20 protein-coding genes and 1 riboswitch are annotated in these 21130 nt (G+C 72.4%); of the genes, 6 read left to right on the top strand and 14 right to left on the bottom strand.

Going from position 1 to position 21130, the window contains the following annotated elements:
- Position 1 precedes the first annotated feature (1 nt).
- Positions 2-694, top strand: a complete 693-nt coding sequence (locus tag ACQ5BE_RS16835) for a GntR family transcriptional regulator (protein ID WP_430298133.1) — start codon at positions 2-4, stop codon at positions 692-694.
- A gap of 236 nt (positions 695-930) precedes the next feature.
- Positions 931-2274, top strand: a complete 1344-nt coding sequence (locus tag ACQ5BE_RS16830; protein ID WP_430298132.1) for an MFS transporter — start codon at positions 931-933, stop codon at positions 2272-2274.
- A 128-nt stretch (positions 2275-2402) separates the two neighbouring features.
- Here ACQ5BE_RS16830 and ACQ5BE_RS16825 read toward each other — a convergent pair whose 3' ends face one another.
- Positions 2403-2864 carry a DUF6326 family protein gene (locus tag ACQ5BE_RS16825; protein WP_430298131.1) on the bottom strand — a complete coding sequence of 154 codons (462 nt, stop codon included), beginning with the start codon at positions 2862-2864 and terminating at the stop codon, positions 2403-2405.
- A 155-nt stretch (positions 2865-3019) separates the two neighbouring features.
- On the opposite strand from ACQ5BE_RS16825, the gene ACQ5BE_RS16820 reads away from it, so the two are divergent.
- On the top strand, positions 3020-3502 hold the full coding sequence (locus ACQ5BE_RS16820) for a glutathione peroxidase (protein ID WP_430298130.1): 483 nt from the start codon (positions 3020-3022) through the stop codon (positions 3500-3502).
- 15 nt (positions 3503-3517) lie between these two features.
- Here the strand turns inward: ACQ5BE_RS16820 and ACQ5BE_RS16815 are convergent, their stop codons facing one another.
- Positions 3518-5755: an ATP-binding protein gene (locus ACQ5BE_RS16815; RefSeq protein ID WP_430298129.1), complete on the bottom strand. Its 2238-nt coding sequence runs from the start codon at positions 5753-5755 to the stop codon at positions 3518-3520.
- A 146-nt stretch (positions 5756-5901) separates the two neighbouring features.
- On the opposite strand from ACQ5BE_RS16815, the gene ACQ5BE_RS16810 reads away from it, so the two are divergent.
- A complete protein-coding gene (locus ACQ5BE_RS16810) occupies positions 5902-6141 on the top strand; it encodes a hypothetical protein (protein WP_430298127.1) in 240 nt (79 codons plus the stop codon).
- Here the strand turns inward: ACQ5BE_RS16810 and ACQ5BE_RS16805 are convergent.
- The 6 genes from ACQ5BE_RS16805 to ACQ5BE_RS16780 form a co-directional block, all read right to left on the bottom strand.
- The gene (locus ACQ5BE_RS16805) at positions 6128-7195 is read right to left on the bottom strand and encodes an NADPH:quinone reductase (protein ID WP_430298126.1); all 1068 of its coding nucleotides are present in this window, start codon (positions 7193-7195) and stop codon (positions 6128-6130) included. The two genes, ACQ5BE_RS16810 and ACQ5BE_RS16805, sit on opposite strands and share 14 nt — an antisense overlap.
- Positions 7196-7243: 48 nt before the next feature.
- Positions 7244-8782: a UDP-N-acetylglucosamine 1-carboxyvinyltransferase gene (locus ACQ5BE_RS16800; RefSeq protein WP_430298125.1), complete on the bottom strand. Its 1539-nt coding sequence runs from the start codon at positions 8780-8782 to the stop codon at positions 7244-7246.
- Positions 8783-8904: 122 nt separating this feature from the next.
- Positions 8905-9288 carry a VOC family protein gene (locus ACQ5BE_RS16795; RefSeq protein WP_430298124.1) on the bottom strand — a complete coding sequence of 128 codons (384 nt, stop codon included), beginning with the start codon at positions 9286-9288 and terminating at the stop codon, positions 8905-8907.
- Positions 9289-9364: 76 nt separating this feature from the next.
- Complete coding sequence (locus tag ACQ5BE_RS16790; protein ID WP_430298123.1) at positions 9365-10204, bottom strand: energy-coupling factor transporter transmembrane component T family protein; 840 nt, start codon at positions 10202-10204, stop codon at positions 9365-9367.
- Complete coding sequence (locus ACQ5BE_RS16785; protein WP_430298122.1) at positions 10201-11772, bottom strand: ABC transporter ATP-binding protein; 1572 nt, start codon at positions 11770-11772, stop codon at positions 10201-10203. Before ACQ5BE_RS16785 ends, ACQ5BE_RS16790 begins: the two co-directional genes overlap by 4 nt.
- 1 nt (position 11773) lies before the next feature.
- Complete coding sequence (locus ACQ5BE_RS16780; RefSeq protein ID WP_430298121.1) at positions 11774-12376, bottom strand: ECF transporter S component; 603 nt, start codon at positions 12374-12376, stop codon at positions 11774-11776.
- A 43-nt stretch (positions 12377-12419) separates the two neighbouring features.
- Positions 12420-12559: riboswitch (TPP riboswitch) on the bottom strand.
- Between the two features lie 37 nt (positions 12560-12596).
- Here ACQ5BE_RS16780 and ACQ5BE_RS16775 point away from each other — a divergent pair.
- Positions 12597-12857 carry a DUF4235 domain-containing protein gene (locus ACQ5BE_RS16775; RefSeq protein WP_208710504.1) on the top strand — a complete coding sequence of 87 codons (261 nt, stop codon included), beginning with the start codon at positions 12597-12599 and terminating at the stop codon, positions 12855-12857.
- A 14-nt stretch (positions 12858-12871) separates the two neighbouring features.
- On the opposite strand, the gene mnhG is transcribed toward ACQ5BE_RS16775, so the two are convergent.
- From mnhG to ACQ5BE_RS16745, 6 genes are read right to left on the bottom strand one after another with little or no spacing between them, the layout of a single operon-like run.
- Positions 12872-13321 carry a monovalent cation/H(+) antiporter subunit G gene (mnhG, locus tag ACQ5BE_RS16770; RefSeq protein WP_430298120.1) on the bottom strand — a complete coding sequence of 150 codons (450 nt, stop codon included), beginning with the start codon at positions 13319-13321 and terminating at the stop codon, positions 12872-12874.
- Positions 13318-13605: a monovalent cation/H+ antiporter complex subunit F gene (locus ACQ5BE_RS16765; RefSeq protein ID WP_255405338.1), complete on the bottom strand. Its 288-nt coding sequence runs from the start codon at positions 13603-13605 to the stop codon at positions 13318-13320. The genes mnhG and ACQ5BE_RS16765 overlap by 4 nt, the downstream gene beginning before the upstream one ends.
- Complete coding sequence (locus ACQ5BE_RS16760; RefSeq protein ID WP_430298119.1) at positions 13602-14189, bottom strand: Na+/H+ antiporter subunit E; 588 nt, start codon at positions 14187-14189, stop codon at positions 13602-13604. Before ACQ5BE_RS16760 ends, ACQ5BE_RS16765 begins: the two co-directional genes overlap by 4 nt.
- Positions 14186-15790, bottom strand: coding sequence for a Na+/H+ antiporter subunit D (locus tag ACQ5BE_RS16755; protein WP_430298118.1), 1605 nt, complete (start codon positions 15788-15790; stop codon positions 14186-14188). The genes ACQ5BE_RS16760 and ACQ5BE_RS16755 overlap by 4 nt, the downstream gene beginning before the upstream one ends.
- A complete protein-coding gene (locus ACQ5BE_RS16750; RefSeq protein WP_430298117.1) occupies positions 15787-16323 on the bottom strand; it encodes a Na(+)/H(+) antiporter subunit C in 537 nt (178 codons plus the stop codon). The genes ACQ5BE_RS16755 and ACQ5BE_RS16750 overlap by 4 nt, the downstream gene beginning before the upstream one ends.
- Positions 16320-19391 carry a Na+/H+ antiporter subunit A gene (locus tag ACQ5BE_RS16745; protein ID WP_430298116.1) on the bottom strand — a complete coding sequence of 1024 codons (3072 nt, stop codon included), beginning with the start codon at positions 19389-19391 and terminating at the stop codon, positions 16320-16322. The genes ACQ5BE_RS16750 and ACQ5BE_RS16745 overlap by 4 nt, the downstream gene beginning before the upstream one ends.
- Before the next feature lie 119 nt (positions 19392-19510).
- Between ACQ5BE_RS16745 and ACQ5BE_RS16740 the strand changes: the two genes are divergently transcribed.
- Positions 19511-20887: an MFS transporter gene (locus ACQ5BE_RS16740; RefSeq protein ID WP_430298115.1), complete on the top strand. Its 1377-nt coding sequence runs from the start codon at positions 19511-19513 to the stop codon at positions 20885-20887.
- The last annotated feature ends 243 nt before the right edge of the window (positions 20888-21130 follow it).

The raw sequence follows: 21130 nt of genomic DNA, 5'->3' as shown, positions 1-21130 counted from the left end.
CATGACGTCCGAGGCAGTCCTCTCCTCCCTGCGCGCCGCCGCGAGGAACACGAAGCACGCCGAGACGAGCCAATGGGTCGCCGCCCAGCTGCGGCACACCATCACCGAGGGAAAGCTCGCCCCCGGGGCGAAGCTGGCCGAGGAGGAGCTGCGCGAGGCCCTCGGCGTCTCGCGCAACACCCTGCGCGAGGCCTTCGCGACCCTCGCGACGGAGCGCGTCGTCACCCGCATCCCCAACCGCGGCGTCTTCGTCTCGCATCCCACGGCCGAGGACATCCGGGAGATCTACCGGGTCCGGCGGTTCATCGAGCCCAGCTGCCTGCTCTGGGCGCCGGCGCAGACCGCGGAGGCGCTCGACGCCGTCGTGCGCCGGGCCCGGGCGGCCGCCGAGGCTGGCGACGTCCCGGCGATGGCGACGGCGAACCAGGAGTTCCATCGCGCAATCGTGGCCCGGGCCGGCAGCGGGCGGCTCGACGCGCTCATGGAGCAGATCCTCGCCGAGATGCGGCTCGTGTTCGCCACGATGGGCTCCGACCCCCGCTTCCACGCGCCGTACGTCGAGGAGAACGCCACGATCACCCGGCTGCTCGAGGCCGGGCGCAACACCGCCGCAGCCGAGGCCATGGTCACCTACCTCGACCGCGCCGAGCTGCAGCTGCTCGAGGCCGTCGAAGGACAGGCGCACGCCTCCTGACCCTTCCGCCTCTGCTCCTCGGGCGTTGGTTGTTCAACAAACCCGCCTTCGCGCCGGGCCGCGATGGTCGACGAACAGCAGTCGACGCCCTTTCGACGGGCGCACGGCCCTTGGCCGTCGAATCTTCCGCCCAGAATTGTTGAACAAACTCACGTCGTAGTGCATGCTTGATCTATGCGCTCGATGAGATGAGCGTCACAGCCGTCCAGAAACCGCCCCCCACGAAGGACACCAGCATGAGCACCCACGCACCGTCGCACGGTACTCCGCCAGCGGCCCGCAAGATCCCCCCGGGCGCCATCAGGGCCTACATCGCGAGCCTCACCGGAACCTCCCTCGAGTACTACGACTTCGCCATCTACTCCGTGGCCTCCGCCTTGGTCTTCCCGAAGATCTTCTTCCCCTCCGGGGACGAGTTCGTGGGGCTCCTGCTCTCCTTCTCCACCTTCGCGATCGGCTACCTCGCCCGCCCCATCGGCGGCATCATCTTCGGCCGCCTCGGCGACCGGATCGGGCGCAAGCACGTCCTGGTCGTCACCCTCCTGCTCATCGGCATCGCCACCGTGCTGATCGGCGTCCTGCCCACGTACGGCACCGTGGGCGCCGTCGCGCCCCTGATCCTGGTGCTGCTGCGCCTCGCGCAGGGCATCGGCGTGGGCGGCGAGTGGGGCGGGGCCGTCCTGCTCTCGAGCGAGTTCGGGGACCCGAGCCGGCGCGGCCTGTGGTCCTCCGCGGCGCAGATCGGGCCGCCGGCCGGAAACCTCCTCGCCAACGGCGCCCTCGCCGTGCTCGCCGCGACCCTCAGCAACGACGCCTTCCTCTCCTGGGGCTGGCGCGTCGCCTTCCTCGCCTCCGCCCTGCTCGTCGTCTTCGGCCTCGTGATCCGCCTCAAGCTCGAGGAGACCCCGGTCTTCAAGAACATCGAGGCCCACGGGGAACGGCCGAAGGCACCGATCGCCGAAGTGATCAGGACGCAGCCGCGCGGCCTGGCCGCGGCGATCCTGTCCCGCCTGAGCCCGGACATCCTCTACTCGCTGTTCACCGTCTTCGTTGCCGTGTACGCGACCAAGGAGCTCGGCATGACCACGGGCACGGTCCTGACAGCGATCCTCATCGGCTCCGCCTTCCAGCTCGTGCTGATCCCGGCCGCCGGCGCCCTCACCGACCGCTTCAACCGCCGCCTCGTCTACGGCATCGCGGCCGCGGCGACCGCCGTGTGGATCCCGGTCTTCTTCCTCACGGTCCAGAGCCGGTCCGTGGTCGTCCTGACCATCGGCGTCGTGGTCGGCCTCGCGCTCCACGCGTTCATGTACGGCCCGCAGGCGGCGTTCATCACCGAGCAGTTCCCGGCGCGGCTGCGCTACGCCGGCAGCTCGCTCGCGTACACGCTGGCCGGCGTCGTGGGCGGCGCCATCGCCCCGCTCGTGTTCACCGCCCTGTACCAGGCCACGGCGAGCTGGGTCCTCATCGCGGTCTACCTGGCCGTGGCGTCCGTGGTCACGATCGTCGGCCTCGCGATCGGACGCGACCCGAAGACCGAGGAGGAGATCGCCCTCGTCAGGGCCGACCAGGTCGGCTGACCGCCGGAGGCTCCGCCTCCCAGCACCCTTCCCCGCACGTGACCCCCAGAAGGTGACCCCCAGACCACTGCGGTCTGGGGGTCACCTTCTGGGGGTCACCTTCTGGGGGTCACTTCGTGCGCGGCTTCTCAGGCCGCCAGGGTGTGGCCCCTGTGGTGCGCGTCGGCGTCCTTGCGCTCGACTTCGGCGAACTCGTCCTTCGGCTTCATCAGCGCCATCACGACGACGAGGAGCCCGGAGAGCGCGACCAGCTCGGACACCACCGGCGCGGCCATCACCGCGGCACCCCAGTGCTCGAAGACGTCCCAGACCATCATGGCCCCGAAGAACGCGCCCGCGACCACGTTGGCCCAGCGCACGACGGTGTCCGTCAGGACGAACGTCAGGAACGCCAGGACCAGCGGGACCAGCACGAACGCCGCCATCTCCAGCGTCACAGGGCTGTCGACCGCCATCTCCATGATCCGGCCGTTGCGGAGCCCATCGATGAATCCGGGCTCCATGAGCACCAGCAGGAACAGGAGGATCATGCCCACCGCGTAGAACACCCACAGCGTGGCGATCCGTAGCTTCCACATCAACGACCGCATCGTCGCCACCTCCTCAGGTGGAGAGCCGCCCGCCCGGGCGGGCCTCCACCTTCAGGATGCGCCTCTTCTACATTGCGTAGAAGTGCCGAAGGTCCCCACTGCCTGAACCGGGCAGCCGCGCGATTCGTTTGACCCAGTGAGAGCGGGAGGACGGCATGGAACTCGATGGCATCGCGGTCACGACCCTCGACGGGCGCACGACGACGTTCGGCGAGTGGGCGGGAAAGGTCCGGCTTGTGGTCAACGTGGCCAGCCGGTGCGGCCTGGCGCCGCAGTACGAGCAGCTCGAGAAGCTCCAGAGCCTCTACGGGGACAGGGGCTTCACCGTCCTGGCCTTCCCCAGCAACCAGTTCCTCCAGGAGTACCGGGACGCGGAGAGGATCGCGCAGTACTGCTCGCAGACCTGGGGCGTGACGTTCCCCGTCATGGAGAAGGTCTGGGTGAACGGACGCGGGGCGCACCCGCTCTACCGTGAGCTCACGAGGGCTTCCGACGCCGCCGGGCGCTCCGGCCGCATCCAGTGGAACTTCGAGAAGTTCCTCGTGATGCCCGACGGCGGCGTGCACCGCTTCCGCCCGCAGACCCCTCCGGACGACCCGGCGATCGTCGCGCTCATCGAGTCAGCGCTGGCGCGCTGAGGAAGTCCGCTCCGCCTAACGCTCCGCCGAACGCTCCGCCGCCCAGACTGCGAGCGCGGACCGGCTGCGGAGCCCGAGCTTGGCCAGCGCGTGGGCGACGTGGTTCTCCACGGTCCGGGCCGAGAGCGTCAGCTGCTCGGCGATCGCGGCATTGCCCAGGCCGCGGCGCACCAGCTCTGCCACCTCGAGCTCGCGCGCGGTGAGGGCGGCGGGGCTCTCGGCGTCGTGCGCTTCCCAGACGGCGCGCAGCTCCTCCGCCGCGTCGGCGAACCGGAGCTTCTCCCCCGCGCCCCAAGCCGCGGCGAGGCCCCCGGGGCCGAGGAGGAGATCCGCGGTGGCGCGCACGCGGTCGAGGTCCGCGGAGGAGATCTCGTGGAACCGCCCCCCGGCGCCCTCCCGCCGCGAGACGGCCGCAGCGGCGCGCGCCGCCGTCGTCGGATCCCGCCGCACGGTCAGCGCCGCGAGCCGCGCGAGGGCGATCGCGCGCATCGTGACGTCCCCGATCCCCGCCAGCACCTCGACTGCGCGGAAGAGCCTGTCGCGGGCCTCGGCGCTGCGCCCCAGCGACGACTCGGCGAGGCCGCCATAGGTGAGCGCGACCCCCTGCGCGAACGCATCCCCGGCCTCGGCGGCGAGCGGGTACGCGGCCTCGAGGATGTCGAGGGCGTCCTGTTCGCGGTGGCCCCACACGGCGGCCATGCCGCGTGCGCACAGCGCCCGGCTCCTCCCCGCCGCGTCGCCGAGGGAGGCGTACGCCTCCATCGCCGCGACGGCCGCGCGGTCTGCGCCCTCCGGATCGTGCCCGAGGGCCCGGGACACCGCACGGTAGAACAGCGCCTCGGCGGCCTCCGCGGACCGCGGGTCGAGCAGCGCCAGTGCCTCGTCGACGTGCGCTCCCGCGAGCTCGGTCTCCTGCCGGACGGTGCGCAGGTTCGCGGCGACCACCAGCCCTGCGGCACGAGCCTCGTCCCGCGCGGGGTGCCGCTCGAGGAGCCTGAGGGCCCACCCCAGCCCCTCGTCCTGGCCGTTGCGGAACCAGAGCTCGCGGGTCGCCGCCATGAGCCGCAGACCCTCGGCAGGCGCCGCACGCACCGCGAAGTCCAGGGCCGCCCGCAGGTCGGGCAGCAGGTCAGAGCGTTCCCCCGCCCGCGACGCCTCGAGCACCGACGGGAACGTCGCGGCGCCGAAGACGGAGCCGAGCCAGGCGAGGTGACGCCGCTGCGCGCCCTCGAGCGTCCCCGAGGATTCGAGCCCTTCCCGGGCGAACTCGCGCAGGCTCTCGAGGAGCCTGAACGTGGTCCTGCCCCGGGCGTCCTCGCCCGTCTGCAGGAGGGACCGCAGGACGAGCTCCTCGAGGTGGTCCAGGGTCGCGTCGGCGACGGCGGCGGCGGCCTCGGCGTCGAACGGGCTCGCGAAGACGGCACACGCCTCGAAGACGGCGCGCTCCTGCGCCCCGAGCGTGTCGACACTCCCCGCGATGCACGCGCGCAGCGTCCGGTGGCGCGCCGGCGCCGTCGTCGGTCCGGTCCCCAGCGCGGCCAGCCGCCGGTCGAGCCGCGGGAGCAGCTCCTGCGGCGTGAGAACGGAGGCCCGGGCGGCGGCGAGCTCGACCGCGAGGGGCAGCCCGTCGAGGCGCGTGCACAGGGCGCGGGAGGCCTCGCGCGCCTCGCGTGTGTCCCGGAGCGACGGGCGCAGGGCGAGGGCGCGGTCCCAGAAGAGGGCTTCGGCGTCGTCCACGGGCAGGGGGCCGACCGCGAGGACCCGCTCGCCAGCGACGCGCAGCGGCTGGCGGCTCGTGACGAGGATCCGGCAGCCCTCCGACCCGGCCAGCAGCAGCGCCACGAGGGAGGCCGCGTCCTGGAGGACGTGCTCCGCGTTGTCCACGACGAACAGCACCTCCCCGGGAGCCCCGCCGGCCTCGAGCCACCAGAGGATCGCCGAGCGCGCGGACTCGTCGGTGAGGTCCCGCAGCCCCAGCGACTCCGCGACCGCAAGGGAGACCGGGGAGCCCTCCCCGATCCTGGTCAGGTCCACGAAGACAGGCCGGCCGAACCGCTCGGCGGCGGCGCCGACGGCGGCCAGCGCGACGCGGGTCTTGCCCACGCCACCGGGGCCCGTGAGCGTCACCAGCCGGCCGGCGCCGAGAGCCTCGACGACGGCGGCCACCTCGTGCGCGCGCCCCCTGAAGCTGCTGGCGGAAGCAGGGACGCGGCCGGGCTCGCGCGGGGGTGCGGGAGCTGATCCCGTGGCCATGCTGCCAGTATCCGCGCGCCGGCGAGGGGGGTCCAGCGGCGTCCGGATGAGTACGCACCTGGGTGGATGCACCGATGCCCGGGCCCCCTCCCCACGCCTACCGTGAAGGCATCAGCGACAGTCACCAGACCCGAGAGGAGCCCGCCATGCACACCGCAGCCCCCGCCAAGACCCCCATCCTCCTCAACGTCCACGAACGGGCGCTCGTCACGTGGGCGGCCATCTTCCCGCTCGTGCTGGCGGCGCAGGCGGTGCTCAGCCCGCTCGTCCACGCGTGGCCGGCCGTCCTGCAGGTGTTCGCGATGACCCTCGTGGTCGTCCCGGTCGCCTCGTATGTCGTGATGCCGCGGCTCATGGCGCTCTACGCGCGGCTCACACGTCGATGAGGGCCTTGCCCACCAGCCCTCCCTCGACGGCGTCGTGCGCGGCTGCCGTCTCCTCGAGCCGGAACCGGGTCAGCGGCAGGCCGTGCTCCTGGCCGACCCTGAGCGCGCCGTCGGCGAGGGCCGCGCCGACGGCGGCAACGGCGTCGTGCTTCTGGGCCCCGGTGACGGTGTAGGTGAGGATGAACTGGAGCCGCACGTTCTTCCCCATCGCGGCGCGGACCGGCAGGGTGAGCGTCTCGTCGCCGGTCCCGGCGTAGGCGGAGACGGTGCCGCCGGTCGCGACCGCGGCGAGGTCGGCGCCGATGTTCGCGGTGACGTTGACGTCCACGACCAGCTCCGCGCCGCCGCGCGCCACGCGGCGCACCTCTGCGGCGACGTCCTGCTCGCGGTAGTTGACGACGACGTCGGCCCCCGCCGCGCGGGCGAGCGCCGCCTTCTCGCCGCTGCTCACCGTGGCGACGACGGTGGCGCCGGCCCAGCGCGCGAGCTGGATCGCGGCATGCCCGACCGCGCCCGCGCCGCCCGTCACGAGGACGGTAGTGCCGCTCAGCGCGCCCGGGGCGAGCCGGGCCGGACCGCCCTCGCGCGCGGTGAGCGCACGGTGGGCCGTCAGGGCGGGGATGCCCAAGGACGCGCCCGTCTCGAACGACTCGCCGTCCGGGAGGGGCTGCGCCTTGTCCGCCGGCACGACGACATACTCCTGCGCCGTGCCCTCGGTGCCCCCGTACGCGACGTCCCAGAGCCAGACCCGTTGCCCGGGTTCGAGGCCCTCGACACCCGGCCCGACGGCGTCGACCGTCCCCGCAGCGTCCTGGCCGGGCACGTGCCAGCCCTCGAGGGCGCCCGGGTAGGTGCCGCCGGCGCGGGCCTTCCAGTCCGTCGGGTTGACGCCCGCGACAGCGATGCGGACCCGGACCTGCCCCTCGCCGGGCTCGGGAAGGGCGCGCTCGCGCAGGGTCAGGACGGAGGACGGGCCCGTCGCGCTGTACATGATGGCGCGGTAGGCGGTGCCGGGGGTGGGGTTGCTGGTCGTCGTGCTGTCGGTGTCAGCCATGGACCCATCCTGCCCCATCCCCTCAACCGCCCGGGGGGCTCGCTGGGCTCAGCCCTGGAAGTACTCGATCCGCGCGCCGATCGAGTTGAGCCGTTCGGCCAGGTCCTGGTACCCGCGCTCGATGACGTAGATGTTCCGCAGCTCGCTCGTGCCCCGCGCGGCCAGCATGGCCAGCAGGATGCACGCCGCCGGGCGCAGGGCGGGCGGGCAGCCCACCTCGGCGGCGCGCCACTTGGTGGGACCGTTGACGTAGATGCGGTGCGGGTCGAGGAGCTGCACGTTCGCGCCGAGCCGGTTGAGCTCCGTGAGGTAGATGGCGCGGTTCTCGTAGACCCAGTCGTGGATCATGGTCTGCCCGGTCGCGTTCGCCGCGATGACGGCGAAGAAGGGCAGGTTGTCGATGTTCAGGCCCGGGAAGGGCATGGGGTGGATCTTGTCCGCGGGCGAGTGGAGCTCGGACGGAATGGTCGTGACGTCCACGAGCCGCGTATGGCCGTTGCGGGCCGTGTACTCGCCCGAGATGACGAGCTTCTGGCCCATGGTCGCAAGCGTGGCGAGCTCGATCTCCATGAACTCGATGGGCACGCGCCGCACGGTCACCTCGGAGCCGGTGACGATGGCGGCGGTGATGAGGCTCATCGCCTCGATCGGATCCTCGGAGGGCCAGTAGTCGATGTCCGCCTCGATCCGGGCCCTGCCGCGGATCTTCAGCGTGGTGGTGCCGATCCCCTCGATCTGCACCCCGAGGGCCTGCAGGTAGAAGCACAGGTCCTGGACCATGTAGTTCGGGCTCGCATTGCGGATCACCGTCACGCCCTCGCGGTGGACCGCGGCCATGATGGCGTTCTCGGTGACCGTGTCGCCGCGCTCGGTGAGCACGAAGGAGCGGTCGGCGCGGTCCGCCTCCGGCGCGCGGACGGTGTAGAACCCGGCGGTGGCCTCCACGGCCAGTCCGAACTCGCGCAGCGCCTGCATGTGCGGCTCGACCGTGCGGGTGCCGAGGTCGCAGCCGCCGGCGTAGGGGAGCTTGTACTCGCTGCGCTCGTCGAGCAGCGGGCCCAAGAGCATGATGACGCTGCGGGTGCGGCGCGCTGCCTCGACGTCCATGCCGTCCAGGTTCAGGACGGCGGGGCGGCGGATCTGCAGGTCGCGCGGCTCGCCGTCGGCCGCGGGCAGCCAGACGCACTCGACGCCGATCGAGGTCAGGACCTCGACGATCCGGTTGACCTCCTCGATGCGCGCGAGGCTGCGGAGCGTCGTCGTGCCCCGGTTGATGAGGGAGGCGCACAGCAGGGCGACTCCCGCGTTCTTGGAGGTGTTGACGTCGACGGAGCCGGAGAGGCGGCGCCCGCCCTCGACCCTCAGGTGGGTCATCTTGGGCGCGCCGACGTTCACGATCTGGCGGCCGAGGATGTCCTCGATCCGCTGGATCATCTTCAGGCTCAGGTTCTGCTTGCCCTGCTCCATGCGGGCGACGGCGCTCTGGCTCGTCCCCAGCTCGGCGGCGAGCTGCCCCTGGGTCCAGCCCCGGTCGGAGCGGACGGTGCGGAGCAGCACGCCTACGGTCTCTGCGGTCTGTTGGGCCATGCCCACAAAAATATCATGCTTGCTATACGAAGCCCCAATTCAGGCCGTCCGACGAGTGAAAATCACGTCTGCACCGACGGGTAACAGAAATCCATGAGATAAGGTGCCCCGCTCGGGCCGTGTCAGCCGCTCGTGATCCCGATGACGTTCCCGGCGGGGTCCGCGATCCACGCGATGCCGTGGCCGGTCTCCGGGTCCCGCAGGACGCCCCGGTCGTCGACGGGCATCTCGGGAGTGCTCGGGTACTTCTGCAGGGAGAGGCCCATCGATTCGACCTCGGCCAGCGCCGCGTCGAGGTCCGGGACGATGAGGTTCAGGACGGTGAACGTGGCGGGCTGGTGGTCGGGTTTGGGATAGAGGAAGATCCTCTGGCCCCCCGGCGCGGTGACATGCAGGCCGCCCATCTGGTCCCGGACGTCGAATCCGAGGGTCCCGCCGTAGAACTCGCGGGCCTTCTCGAGGTCATCGACGCTGAAGCTGGACATGGAGGACGCGATTTCGAACATCTCAGGCTCCTTGCTGCAGGGTTCCTCCCCCGCCACGATCCCACCGCAGCGGCGGCCGCGCCAGTGGCCGCGCCCACTAGCCCCAGACCACGTTCCACGTGCCGAGCACGACGGCGGCCCCCACGGCGAGCGCCGCGATCAGCACGCCCGCGGCAACCACCCAGGCGTCGAGGCGGGAGAAGCTGGACTCGCGGGCCCAGGTGCGCGGGGCCGGCCGCCCGTCCACCATGCCCCCGAAGCCGCGCGCCTCCATGGCGACGGCGAGCCGCGTGGCCCGGCGGATGGCCTGCACGAGCAGCGCGAACGCCTGCCCGAGGAAGGCCCGGGACCGTGCCACATAGCTGTGCCCGGTGCCCACGCCGCGGGCCCGCCGGGCGAGGCCGAGCGTGCGCCATTCGTCCACGAGGAGCCCCACGAGGCGCATGCCCGCCAGGGCGCCGAGCACGAACCGGCTCGGCAGGCGCAGCTTCTGGGCCAGCCCGTCGGCGAGGTCGGTCGGATCGGTGGAGAACAGCAGGAAGACCCCGGGGAGGGCGATCGCGAGGCCGCGCAGGCCGATCGCGACGCCGGCGAGCACCGAGTGCTCGGTCATCACCACCGGGCCGAGCTGGAGCCAGACCGGGCCGGTCTTCGCGGCCAGCAGAGCCGTCGAATAGGCCGCGAGCGCCGCGGCGGCGGCCAGCGGCCAGGTCCGCCGGGCCAGCGTCCACGGCCGCACCCCGAGCAGCGGCACGAGGGCGAGCTCGCACGCGAGCGCCACGGAGGCGGAGACCCAGTCGACGCTGAACAGGAGCGCCACCGTGATGCAGAGACCGGCCGCGAGCTTCGCGACGGGATTCGCCCGGGCCAGGACCGAATTGGGGGTCACCGGGGTGAGGATGTCGGCGCTGCCGGCGCCCGGCGTGCCCGCGCTCATGCGGCGGCCTCCACGAGGGCCGCCCGCCCGCTGTCCACGCGGTACACGGAGTCGGACAGGGCCGTGGTGAAGTCTTCGTCGTGCGTCACGGCCAGCAGGGCTGTGCCCTGGTCGAGCAGCTCCGCGAGCAGCTTCACGAGTTCGGCCCACGTGAGGGCGTCCTGGCCGAACGTCGGCTCGTCCAGCATGAGGATGCGCGGGCTGGTGGCGAGCATGGTCGCCACGGAAAGGCGCCTCTTCTCCCCGCCCGAGAGCGTGAACGGGTTCGCGCCGGCCAGCTTGGTCAGGCGCAGCCGCTCGAGGAGGGGGTCGACGGCGGCGCGCACCTCGGCCTCGCCCATGCGGGCCACACGGCGCGGGCCGAATTCGAGCTCGTCGATCACGCGCGGCGTGAGGAACTGGTGCTCGGGCTCCTGGAACACGCTGCCAATCCGGGTCACGAGCTGGGCCGAGCGCCACTTGTAGGGGTTGGCCGAGGCGCCGGCAGCGAGCGGGGCGAGGGCGTCGACGCAACCCCCGAGCGCCGGGAGCAGGCCGGCGAGGGTGAGCGCGAGCGTGGACTTCCCGGCCCCGTTCGGCCCGGTCACGCTCACGGCGTGCCCCGCGCGGAGCCTCAGGTCTACCCCGGTCACCGTCGGCGGGGCCTTCGTGGAGCGGCCGACGGCGAGCGCCTCGCCTGCGAGGAGGACGCCTGGGTTTCGACTGCGCTCAACCGCCGTTCGGCTCCGGTCGCGGAGCGGCCGTGCAGGCTCCTCCCCGGTGAGGGGGTGCCAGCCCGGCACCCACACGCCCGAGGCGGCCAGCCGGCGTCGTGCGCCGCGGTCGGCGAGCACGGCGTCCGGCGGCCCGTCGGCGAGGAGGCTCCCCACGGAGGACGTGGAGGGCCCGTGGGGTGCGTCGAGCACCACGACCCGGTCCACGAGGTCCGCCCACACCGAGACGCGGTGCTCGACGACGACGAGCGTCGCCCCGGTGCGCTCGAGGCTGCGGCGCACGGCGTCACGGACCTCCTCGACGCCGGCAGGGTCGAGGTTGGCGGTCGGCTCGTCGAGCAGCACGAGGCCCGGCTCCATCGCGAGGATCCCCGCGAGGGCGAGCCGCTGCTTCTGGCCGCCGGAGAGGGACGACGTCGGGTGGTCGAGCGGGACGGCGAGGCCCACGTCGTCGAGGGCGCGGTGCACGCGGGGCCAGATCTGCTCCCGCGGCACGGCGAGGTTCTCGCAGCCGAACGCGACCTCGTCCCCCACGCGGGCCATGGCGATCTGCCCCTCCGGGTCCTGCAGGACCAGGCCGGCGCGGCCGCGCGCGAGGGGCGCGGGCACGCCGTCGACCGTGAGCGAGCCGTGCTCCTCGCCCTCCTCCGCGGCGCCGAGCACTCCGGCGAGCGCGTGCAGGAGGGTGGACTTCCCGGCCCCGGACGCGCCCAGGAGCAGGACGCGCTCCCCGGGCGCGATGTCGAGGTCCAGGCCGCTCACCGCGAAGGCCTTGCGGCCGGCGTGCCGCCAGCCCCAGCCGCGGGCCGTCACCCCGGCCGGACCGCGACGGGCAGCGCCCGAGGCCCCCGGCACGTCAGACGTCCGCAGTGCGGCCGGCCGCGAACGCGGACAGCGCGCCCGTCCTGGCGAGGCCCCGGACGGCGAGCCAGCTCAGCAGCCCGGCGATGACGGCGCCGGAGATGACAGCGAGCACCGTGTAGAGCGCCTGCCAGCCGAACTCCCACTCCGGGAAGTAGATGATGACCTCGGAGACGCCGAGCGCGAGGCCCGAGAGGGCGCCGGCGAGCAGCGCGACGCCGAGGTTCCAGCGGCGGTAGCGGAGGGCCGCGAAGGCCAGCTCCGCGCCCGCGCCCTGGACGAGGCCCGAGAGCAGCACGGCGAGGCCGAACTGGGACCCGAGGAGCGCCTCGACCACGGCCGCGAGGATTTCGCAGAACAGCGCGGCTCCGGGCTTGCGGATGATGAGGCCGCCGAGAACGCCGGCGATGACCCAGCCGCCCGCATAGAGGCCGCCCAGCGGCGCGAAGGCGGCCGTCGCCGCCTGCACGCCCACGTACCCCTGGTCCCACAGCCAGAAGATGACGCCGCACGCCACCGAGACGACTGCGGCGACGACGATGTCGACGACGCGCCAGCTGTACGAGTGCTTGGCCGGCGCCGCATTGATTGCAGACATTGCTGGTCCTCCTGTGACTCAGGAGGGGAAGGCAGCGGCTGCTGCCTTGAGATGCTCGACTCCCTTCGCCGGTACTAGCCGGAGCAGGTTCGAGGGTCTGCGGTATCCCGCACTCTCAGCGTCCTTCGCCTTGCCGCCCGGCCCTGTGCCGTGCGTCGGGGCGACGCTCCCCTGTCGTGTGTACGGTCCAGTCTACCCGCGGGGCGCTAGGCTGGCGGTCATGAGCATCCTCATCAAGCTCCTCGGCACGGCCATCAGCATCGGCGCCGGAATCCTGGCGACGAAGCTCGTCGACTTCGCCTGGCAGAAGAGCACCGGCCATGCCCCTCCGAAAGACGCGACGAACCTCGAGGAGAGCCTGAGGGACACGCTCGTGTTCGCGCTCGTCTCCGCGGGCGTCGGCGCGGTGATCCAGACGCTCGCCCAGCGGTACACGCAGCGCGCGATCGCCCGCTACAAGTCCACGCCCGAGGTCGTCTAGCCTTCAGGCGCCCTTCAGGCGCGCGGTGGGGAGCCGCCGTCGTGCCCTGCGCCCGCGGCCCCGGCTGCCGCGCCGCCGTGGGCGCCATGGGCGCCGTCTGGCCCGCCGCGCTCCACGCGGGCCACGACCTCCTCGAGCTCGTCGACGGACAGGCGGGCCTTGTCCAGGTGCTTGGTGCGGTAGCCGGAGCGCCCGAGCATGTGGGCCGACACGGGCACGGTGAGCAGCTGGAAGATCCACGCGACGACGAGCACCGGCACGAGCGCCCACGTGCGCAGCTGGAGCCCGACGGCGGTGAGCAGCATCAGCGACCCGAGCACCTGCGGCTTCGTGGCCGCGTGCATGCGGGTCAGGAGGTCGGGGAAGCGCAGGATGCCGAAGGCGGCCCCGAGCGAGAGCGCGGAGCCCACGACCATGAGCACGCCGGCGGCCCAGGTGAGGGCGGCGTCGAGTTCGGGGGTCATGGCCGCCTCCGGTCCTGGACGAAGCGGGCAACGGTCACGGACCCGATGAAGCCGATCAGCGTGATGGCCACGATGAGCGCGAGGTGGTCGGTGTGCCGGTTCGCCGCCATGTCGATGGCCAGGGCCGAGGCCAGGACGACCAGCAGGACGTCCGCGGCGAGCACCCGGTCCAGGAGCGCCGGCCCCTTGATCATGCGGACGATGGCCCCGAACGCGGCGAGGGACAGCAGGACGCTGCAGACCACGAGGACCACGGGCATGACCGCGGAGGCGGCCCCGCTCATCGGATTCCTCCCTGGCCGGGCTCTGCGGAGGCCATCCGCTCCAGGTGCTGTTCTTCCCGCAGCAGCTCCAGTTCCTCCTTGGTCCCCATGATCCGGATGAGCTCGGCCTCCGCAGCCAGGACGTCGCGGCGGACGCGCTCAGCGCCCGCGGCGTCCTCCACGTTGATGTAGTGGACGTAGAGGGTCGCGTTGGCGCGGTCGACGTCGACCACGAGGGACCCCGGGACGAGCGAGATGACGTGCCCGGTCGCGGTGACCATCAGGTCGGCGTGGCTGCGCAGCGGCACGGCGACGACGGCGCTGCGCACGTTCGGCCCCTTGGTGGACGCGAGCCAGATCAGCTGCGCGCTGGCCACCACCACCTGCCACACGAACACGAAGGCATAGCGGAGCGCGTGCAGCACGTTGAACCGGCCGCTGAGCTCGACGGGGGGCAGGTAGAACAGCCGGGTCACGACGAGCGCGATGAGCGCACCGAACACGAGGTTGCCCGCCGAGAAGTCCTGCCACAGCCCGCCCCACACGACGACGAGCCAGGCGAGGAGCGGGAGCTCCTTCTTCAGCGAGATGCGGCTCCGGCTCACGGTGCGCCCCCTGTCCCGCCCGGGGCGGCTGCTTCGGCACCGGACTGCAGGTTCGCCGCCGCGCGCGCGGCGGCATCGGGGCCCAGCACGGCGGTGATGTAGCCCGTGCGGTCGAGCATCTCCTGGGCCGACTGCTCGCTGAGCCGGAACAGCGGCCCCGCGAACACGGTCAGGGCCAGGCCCACGACGACGAGCCCCGCCGTCGCGCCGACCATCGACCGGGGCAGGGTGCGGGCCGCCGCGGGGGCGAGCAGCGCCGGGTCAGGGTTCTCGGCGTCGTCGGGCCGCCGCCAGAACACGCGGCTCCACACCCGGGCCATCGCGAGCAGCGTCAGCAGGCTCACGACGACGCCCGCGGCGACAAGGACGAGCGCGAGCGGCGTCCCGAGCTGCACTCCGGCCTGGAGGAGCCCGAGCTTGCCGAGGAACCCCGAGAGCGGCGGGATGCCGGAGAGGTTCATCGCGGGGAGGAAGTACAGCAGCGCCAGCAGCGGTGAGAGCTTCGCGAGCCCGGCGAGGCGGTCGGTGTTGGAGGAGCCGCCGCGGCGCTCGATCAGGCCGGCGACGAGGAACAGCGACGTCTGGACGGTGATGTGGTGCGCCACGTAGTACACCGCCGCGGCGAGCCCGAGCACCGAGCTCAGGGCCACGCCGAAGACCATGTACCCGATGTGGCTCACGAGGGTGAAGGACAGGAGCCTCTTGATGTCCGTCTGCGCGAGGGCGCCCAGGATCCCGACGACCATGGTCGCTAGCGCGACGACCATGAGCGGGACGTTGAGCGTCTCCCCGGGGAACAGGAGCGTCTCGGTGCGCACGATCGCGTACACGCCCACCTTGGTCAGCAGGCCGGCGAACACGGCGGTGACCGGCGCGGGCGCCGTGGGGTAGGAGTCTGGGAGCCAGAAGGAGAGCGGGAACACGGCGGCCTTGATCCCGAACCCGACCAGGAGCATGGAGTGCAGGAGCGTCTGCATGCCCGGGTCGAGGTCGCCGAGCTTCACCGCGAGGTCGGCCATGTTCACCGTGCCCGTGGCCGAGTAGACCATCGCGATCGCGACGAGGAACAGCAGCGAGGACACCACGCTCACGACGACGTACGTCACCCCTGCGCGGATGCGCGGCCCGGTGCCGCCCATCGTCATGAGCACGTAGCTCGCGGTCAGGAGGATCTCGAACCCGACGTACAGGTTGAACAGGTCCCCGGCGAGGAAGGCGTTCGAGACGCCCGCGACGAGGATCATGTAGCTCGGGTGGAACACCGAGATCGGCCCGTCCTTGTCCCCGTCGGCCATGCCCTGCCCGGTGGCGTAGACGAGGACCGCCAGGCTCACCGTGGTCGAGACCACGAGCATGAGCGAGGAGAACTGGTCCACGACCATCGTGATGCCGAACGGCGGCGCCCATCCGCCGATCATCACGGCGGCCGTGCCGCCCTCCCACACCGATACCAGGAGCAGCGCCTCGAGCGCGAGCGTCAGGCTCAGCACCGAGATCGTGACGATCCGCTGGGCGCGCTCCTGCCGCAGCAGGAGGAAGGCCAGGGCCGCCCCGAAGATCGGGAGGGCGACGGCGAGCGGCGCGAAGCTTGCGATGTTCACTCGCGCTCGCCCTCCTTGCGCAGGGCCGAGTGGGCCTGCGCAGGCTCGGCGTCGTCGCCATGGCGGCGGGGATCCGGCGTCGCGAGCGCCGCCTGGTCCGCCGCCGCGGCCTCCTCGGGGCTCACGAACTCGGACAGGTCCTCGGGGACGTCCGCGTCGTCCTCGGCGTCCCAGCTGGACTGCGCGGCCACGCGGCGGTCCTCGATGTCGTCGGGGACCACGTCGAGCCGGCCCAGCTGCCACGTGCGGTAGATGAGGGCGAGCATGAAGGCCGTGACCGCGAAGGAGATGACGATCGAAGTCAGGATGAGTGCCTGCGGGAGCGGGTCGTTGTACTCGGCGGGGTCAGTCCCCTTGGAGAAGAACGGCGCGAGGCCGGCACTGCCGCCGGAGGCGAGCAGGAGCACGTTCGCTCCGTTGGTCAGGAGCATGAGGCCGAGGAGCACCCTCGTGAGGGAGCGCTCGAGGAGGAGGTAGATCCCGGTGGCGAAGAGCAGCCCGGCCAGGATCAGGAGGGTCAGGTTGGCCGTCATCGCTGGTCCGTTCCGTTCTGCTCGGGGCCTGCAGGTGCGCCCGAGCGGCCGGGCCCGAACGGGGCCGCCATGAGCGGCGCCTCGCGCTCGGCACGCTTCGCGGCGGCCTTGGCCTCACGGCGCTGGTCCTCGTCGATCTGCTCGTCCACGCGGGCGCCCAGCGACCGCAGGACGTCCACGACGAGGCCCACGACGACGAGGTAGACGCCGATGTCGAAGATCGTGGACGTCACGAACTTCACGTCCCCGAACACGGGGAGCCACAGCTCGATGATCGCGCTCTGGAAGACCTGGCCGCCGAAGGCCAGCGGCACGGCGCCGGAGAGCGCGGCGGTTGCGAGGCCCGTGCCCAGGATCGCGCCCGGGCTCGCCGAGGCGGCCTCGCGCAGCTCGAACCGGCCGCCCGCGAGGTAGCGGACGGTGAGCGCGAGGCCCGCGAGCAGGCCGCCCGCGAAGCCGCCGCCCGGGAAGTTGTGGCCCGCGAGCAGCAGGTACACGGACACGATGACCATGCTGTGGAACACGAGCCGGGTGACGACCTCGAAGATGATGGATCGGCGCTCGGGCGCGAGCGTGCGCCCCGCCACGAGCCACGCGTCCCGGGCCACGGTCGCGAACGTGCGCGCGACGGAGAGCTCGGCGGCGTCGCGCGAGAGGGCCTCGACGCCGCGGACCCTGCCCACGCTGCCGGTCTCGACGGAATCGACCGACCCGAGGTCGCGGTGCCGCACGCGGACGAAGATGAGGCTCGCGATCCCGGTTGCCGCGAGCGCGAGGACGGAGATCTCGCCGAACGTGTCCCACGCGCGGATGTCCACGAGCGTCACGTTGACCACATTCAGTCCGCCGCCGCCCGAGTAGGCCAGCTCGGGGAACCCGAGCGAGACGGGGGTGGCCGTCCGCGCGGCCATGGCCGCGAGCCCCGCGAGGACCGCCGCGCTGCCGAACGCGAGGGCGACGACGATCCGCACCGCGCGGTAGCGCCCGCCCGTGCGGTCGCGCAGCTGCGGCGGGAGCCGGCGCATGCCGAGGATGAACGCGACGAGCACGATCGTCTCGACGAGCATCTGGGTCAGGGCGAGGTCGGGGGCGCCCTGGAGCGCGAACAGGAGTGCGATCCCGTACCCGGTGATGGAGACCATGAGGACGGCGAGGAAGCGCTTGTTGGCCCGGACGGCCGCGAGCGCGCCCACGGCGACGGCGAGGGCGATCACGGGCTGGAGCGGGGACTTCGGGTCCAGCAGGACCATCTGCCCCTGACCGGGCATCCTCACGGTGCCGGTGACCAGCACAGCGAACGGCACGGCTGCGGCGACCGTGAGGATGACGGCGAGGTAGAAGTACAGCGAACCGCGCTGCGTACGGCCGGTCACCCAGATCGCGGCGTCGTCCAGGGCCCCGATGATGGAGCGGTAGGACCGCTCAGCGTCGACGGGCGGGCCGAGCAGCTCCTGCGCGCGGGCCACGGCCGACCGGGCGGCGAACAGGACCGCGCCCACGAGCCAGGACACCGCGGAGAGCGCGAGGGCGAGCCCGAGGCCGTGGAACACCGCGAGGTGCGGGACGGCACCCGCTGAAGCGCCGCCGTCGTGCGCGCCCGCACCGAGGGCCACCTGCTCCGCGTAGGGGCCCGCCCACGCGTCCACGGCCGCGGGCCACACGCCGTAGGCGAGCCCGGCGAGCGCGAGCACCGCCGGCGAGGCGACGAAGAGCGGGGTGATCGGCGTGAAGGGGATGTCCTCGACCCCGGGCTTGCGCGCGAAGGCCCCCCACACGAACCGCGCGCTGTAGGCGACCGTGAGCGCCGAGCCGGCCACGGCGCCCGCGAGCACGACGCCGGCCCACGCGCCTCCCACGGGGGCATGCGCGAACGCCTCGAGCACCGCCTCCTTGGCGACGAAGCCGCCGAACAGGGGCAGCCCCGCCATGGAGGCGGCGGCGAGGACGGCCGTCCAGCCCAGCGCGCGCGAGCGCCGGAAGACGCCGGACAGGCGCCGGAGGTCGCGGGTCCCGGTCTGGTGGTCGATGATGCCGACCACGAGGAACAGGGCGGCTTTGAAGAGGGCGTGCGCGACGACCATCGCGAGGCCCGCGAGCGCCGACTCGGGGGTGCCGAGGCCCACGACGGCCACGAGGAACCCGAGCTGGCTCACGGTGCCGAACGCGAGGATGAGCTTGATGTCGGTCTGGCGCAGGGCGCGGTAGCCGCCCAGCACCATCGTCGCGATGCCGAATCCGAGGACCACCGGGAGCCAGAAGTCGGTGCCGGCGAGCCCCGGCGCGAAGCGCGCCACGAGGTAGACGCCGGCCTTGACCATCGCCGCGGCGTGCAGGTACGCCGAGACGGGGGTCGGGGCCGCCATCGCGGCGGGCAGCCAGAAGTGGAACGGGATGAGCGCCGACTTGCTCAGGGCCCCGACGAGGGCCAGCAGCGCGCCGACCGCTACCGGGGCCGCCGTCGCGGGCTGGGCGGCGAGCTCCGGGGCGCGCTCGAGCATCGTGGAGATGCGGTACGTCCCGGCGCTCTCGCCCAGCAGGATGAAGCCGACGAGCATCGCGAGGCCGCCCGCCGTCGTGACGACGAGTGCCTGCAGGGCCGAGCGGCGCGCTCCGAGGCGGGTGCTCGCGTACCCGATGAGCAGGTACGAGAGGACGGTCGTCAGCTCCCAGAAGACGAAGAGGGCGATGAGGTCGTCCGCGGTGACGAGCCCGAACATCGCGCCCGCGAACGCGAGCATCTGGCCTCCGAAGCCGCCCAGGCCGGCGTCGCCCGGCTTGAAGTAGCGGGAGCAGTAGAGCAGGACCAGCGCGCCGACGCCGAGGATGAGCAGGGACATCGTCCACGCGAGCGGGTCCAGCCGGAGGGCTATCTCGACGCCGAGCTCCGGGATGAACGGCCAGGTCTCGCTGATGCCGGAGGAGTAGGCCGCCGGGTACTGGAAGGCCAGCCACGCGAGCGACCCGGCCGGCACCGCGGCCAGTGCGAAGAACGACCCACGGCCCCACCGCCGGAAGATCCACGGCGCGCCGATCGCCACCGCGAAGTGCAGGGCGAGGACTGGCAGCACGGGTCGACTCCGCTCATTAGAAGTTCAGTTGTCTCAGCGTTGGGTGCGGCGGCACATCAGTTGGGGGCACATCAGTTGGGTTCAGTCCCAGCAGTCTATCAACCGCTAGAGTGCCGAGTATGACGTCCGGGGTCTCCGAACTCTCCCGCCATACCGCTCCCCTGCGGCGCCGCCAGGTCATGGCCTGGGCGGCCTGGGACTGGGGCTCGGCGGCCTTCAACGCGGTGATGACCACGTTCGTGTTCACCGTCTACCTGACCTCGAAGGCGTTCGGCTCCGAGGACCACGCCTCCTCGGTCCTGGGCGCGGCGCTCGGGATCGCAGGGCTCGCGATCGCGCTGCTCGCGCCCGTCACAGGGCAGAGGTCGGACTCGGGGGGCCGGCGCAGGCTCTGGCTCGGGGTCAACACCGGAGTCGTGGCCGTCCTCACGGGGGCCTGCTTCTTCGTCTACCCGCGCCCGGAGCTGCTCGTCCTCGGTGCGTCCTTCATCGCCGCCGGGCACGTGTTCAGTGAGTTCGCGGGGGTGAACTACAACGCGATGCTCGACCAGATCGCGACACCCAGGACCATCGGGAAGGTCTCCGGCTTCGGGTGGGCCGCCGGGTACCTCGGCGGCATCGTGGCCCTGCTGCTCGTGCTCGTCCTCTTCGTCCAGCCCGCGTTCGCCTGGTTCGGCGCCTCGACCGAGGAGTCCCTGAACATCCGCCTCGTCGCGGTGTTCTCGATGCTGTGGATCATCGTGTTCTCGCTGCCGGTGCTGTTCGCCGTGCCGGAGGTGCCGCGCCGGCGCCAGGCGCGGCTCGGGTTCTTCGCCTCCTACGCGCTCCTGTGGCGGCGCATCCGGGCCATCTGGGCCACGAGCCCGCACACCATCTACTTCCTCCTCGCCTCCGCCGTGTTCCGGGACGGGCTCGCGGCGGTGTTCACCTTCGGCGGGGTGATCGCGGCCGGGACGTTCGGGTTCTCGCTGAGCCAGGTGATCTTCTTCGCGATCTTCGGCAACGTGGTCGCGGCGGCGGGCGCCGTCCTGGGCGGTGTGCTCGACGACGTGGTCGGCCCCAAGCGCGTCATCGTGGGCTCGCTCGTGGGCCTGCTCGTCGCCGCCGGCGCCATCCTGGCCCTTGGGAACCAGACCCATTCCCTGGCAGGGATGGAGTGGACCGGGCCCCTGACGTTCTGGGTGTTCGGACTGCTCCTGTGCCTCTTCGTGGGACCGGCCCAGTCCTCGGCCCGCGCGTACCTGGCGCGGCTGGCGCCGGACGGCGAGGCCGGGGAGCTGTTCGGCCTCTATGCCACGACCGGCCGGGCCGTCAGCTTCCTCGCCCCCTCCCTGTTCAGCCTCAGCATCGCGATCGCGGCGCCGCTCGTCGCCCCGGGGCAGGCGCAGCGCTGGGGGATCGTGGGAATCATGGCCGTGCTGCTCGCGGGCCTTCTGGTCCTGCTGCCCGTCAAGCCCCCGGCAAAGGTCGCGACGGCCGTCGTCCCCGCCGCCTGATCCGTTTCGGGTACACCAAAGACCCCCCACCCCCATCTCGGGTACACCAAAAGCGCCCCACCGCCGTTCCGGGTACACCAAAGACGTCCCACCGCCATCTCGGGTACGCACGACGCCGCGTGGGTCGGCAGCGCGCGCCGCTCACCCGGCGTCGTGCGTACCCGAAACCGGCTGGGCGTGGATTTGGCGTACCCGAAACCGGCTGGGCCTGGATTTGGCGTACCCGAAACCGGCTGGGCCTGA

Source organism: Sinomonas sp. B1-1 (assembly GCF_050474465.1).
Classification (GTDB): Bacteria; Actinomycetota; Actinomycetes; order Actinomycetales; family Micrococcaceae; genus Sinomonas; species Sinomonas flava.
This window is presented reverse-complemented; position numbering and strand designations above follow the sequence as displayed.

Bases quoted from the DNA above. Each gene is read 5' to 3' on its own strand.
- ACQ5BE_RS16830 (WP_430298132.1), top strand. From the start codon at position 931: ATGAGCACCCACGCACCGTCGCACGGTACTCCGCCAGCGGCCCGCAAG.
- ACQ5BE_RS16790 (WP_430298123.1), bottom strand. From the start codon at position 10,204: ATGAGCGCGGGCACGCCGGGCGCCGGCAGCGCCGACATCCTCACCCCG.
- ACQ5BE_RS16815 (WP_430298129.1), bottom strand. From the start codon at position 5,755: ATGGCCACGGGATCAGCTCCCGCACCCCCGCGCGAGCCCGGCCGCGTC.
- ACQ5BE_RS16780 (WP_430298121.1), bottom strand. From the start codon at position 12,376: ATGTCTGCAATCAATGCGGCGCCGGCCAAGCACTCGTACAGCTGGCGC.
- ACQ5BE_RS16820 (WP_430298130.1), top strand. From the start codon at position 3,020: ATGGAACTCGATGGCATCGCGGTCACGACCCTCGACGGGCGCACGACG.
- ACQ5BE_RS16795 (WP_430298124.1), bottom strand. From the start codon at position 9,288: ATGTTCGAAATCGCGTCCTCCATGTCCAGCTTCAGCGTCGATGACCTC.
- ACQ5BE_RS16740 (WP_430298115.1), top strand. From the start codon at position 19,511: ATGACGTCCGGGGTCTCCGAACTCTCCCGCCATACCGCTCCCCTGCGG.
- ACQ5BE_RS16765 (WP_255405338.1), bottom strand. From the start codon at position 13,605: ATGAGCGGGGCCGCCTCCGCGGTCATGCCCGTGGTCCTCGTGGTCTGC.
- ACQ5BE_RS16775 (WP_208710504.1), top strand. From the start codon at position 12,597: ATGAGCATCCTCATCAAGCTCCTCGGCACGGCCATCAGCATCGGCGCC.
- ACQ5BE_RS16805 (WP_430298126.1), bottom strand. From the start codon at position 7,195: ATGGCTGACACCGACAGCACGACGACCAGCAACCCCACCCCCGGCACC.
- ACQ5BE_RS16800 (WP_430298125.1), bottom strand. From the start codon at position 8,782: ATGGCCCAACAGACCGCAGAGACCGTAGGCGTGCTGCTCCGCACCGTC.
- mnhG (WP_430298120.1), bottom strand. From the start codon at position 13,321: ATGACCCCCGAACTCGACGCCGCCCTCACCTGGGCCGCCGGCGTGCTC.
- ACQ5BE_RS16750 (WP_430298117.1), bottom strand. From the start codon at position 16,323: ATGACGGCCAACCTGACCCTCCTGATCCTGGCCGGGCTGCTCTTCGCC.
- ACQ5BE_RS16810 (WP_430298127.1), top strand. From the start codon at position 5,902: ATGCACACCGCAGCCCCCGCCAAGACCCCCATCCTCCTCAACGTCCAC.
- ACQ5BE_RS16825 (WP_430298131.1), bottom strand. From the start codon at position 2,864: ATGCGGTCGTTGATGTGGAAGCTACGGATCGCCACGCTGTGGGTGTTC.
- ACQ5BE_RS16835 (WP_430298133.1), top strand. From the start codon at position 2: ATGACGTCCGAGGCAGTCCTCTCCTCCCTGCGCGCCGCCGCGAGGAAC.